The following is a 947-nucleotide window of genomic DNA, read 5'->3' on the forward strand; positions in this document are numbered from 1 at the left end:
TTTTTAATGCTCTCGCTCTGACTGTAAACAGTCAATCATTTGATGATTAATCTTAGCGCAAATCTGCGATCTGATAGACTTCGCTGCTTTCCCTTCTTCCAACGGCAATAACGAGTAAAACGACTTTCTCATCAATGACTTGGTATACAAGTCTGTAGCCAGATGCACGAAGTTTGATTTTATAGCGATCAGCATGACCATGTAACCGGGCTGCGGGTACGCGTGGATTTTCCAGCCGTTCTGCCAGTTTCTTTTTGAATTGTTCACGGATGGTGTGGCCGAGTTTCTGCCATTCCTTCAGTGCTCTACGGTCAAAAGCCAGTTCATAGGTCATCCAGGTTAACCTTCACAATTTCCGGGTTTTTCATGCGCTCATCAGCAACAGCGTTTAACTCAGCATCTTCAGCGAGTTCCCGATAGTAGGCGTAAAGTTTTGGTGGAACGCAATAGAACGCCGGTTCGTTTCGGTTCAGGATCGCAACAGCGTCCCCTTCACCTTCAGCTACGGTTCCCATAGGATTTTTTTTCAGGTCAGTAATACTGGCCGCTGTGGTTGTCAGAATTTGATAGCTCATAAGCCCTCCGCTTGTCTCATTGGCATAATAGCATCTTTAAAAGCACTCTTAAAAGTGCTTATGTTGAGAAAAACATCAGAACAGGTGAGATATGGCTCTTTCCGACATCGCCTTAAAACGCTCTGTAACGCGTTCTGAGCGTTTTTTCCCGTTTCGTTGTAGTCAGCTACGGTTTAACGGTTTTTAACGCCGCTCAACGCTTTTTAGCGGCCTTGTTGCTGTGATCTGTTGCCATGATCCGGATAGGAGTTCAATCTTGATCAAAATTTCCTCAAGGCAACGACTGTTTTGTAAATACCCTCTAAAACGCGCTGTATCGCATTCTGAGCGATTTTTTCGATTTCGCATGTTTTCACCATGGTTGTATCGAAC

The 947-nt window shown here is 44.7% G+C and carries 2 protein-coding genes; both read right to left on the reverse strand.

Going from position 1 to position 947, the window contains the following annotated elements; all coding sequences use genetic code 11:
• Positions 1 to 52: 52 nt before the first annotated feature.
• On the reverse strand, positions 53 to 334 hold the full coding sequence (locus RTW80_RS26090; RefSeq protein ID WP_000220560.1) for a type II toxin-antitoxin system RelE family toxin: 282 nt from the start codon (positions 332 to 334) through the stop codon (positions 53 to 55).
• Positions 324 to 575 (reverse strand): type II toxin-antitoxin system Phd/YefM family antitoxin, encoded by a 252-nt coding sequence (locus RTW80_RS26095; protein WP_000121743.1) that lies wholly within the window; start codon positions 573 to 575, stop codon positions 324 to 326. Before RTW80_RS26095 ends, RTW80_RS26090 begins: the two co-directional genes overlap by 11 nt.
• Between the last annotated feature and the right edge of the window lie 372 nt (positions 576 to 947).

It is taken from the genome of Escherichia sp. AM3, from assembly GCF_032029835.1.
GTDB classification, from domain to species: Bacteria; Pseudomonadota; Gammaproteobacteria; order Enterobacterales; family Enterobacteriaceae; genus Escherichia; species Escherichia coli.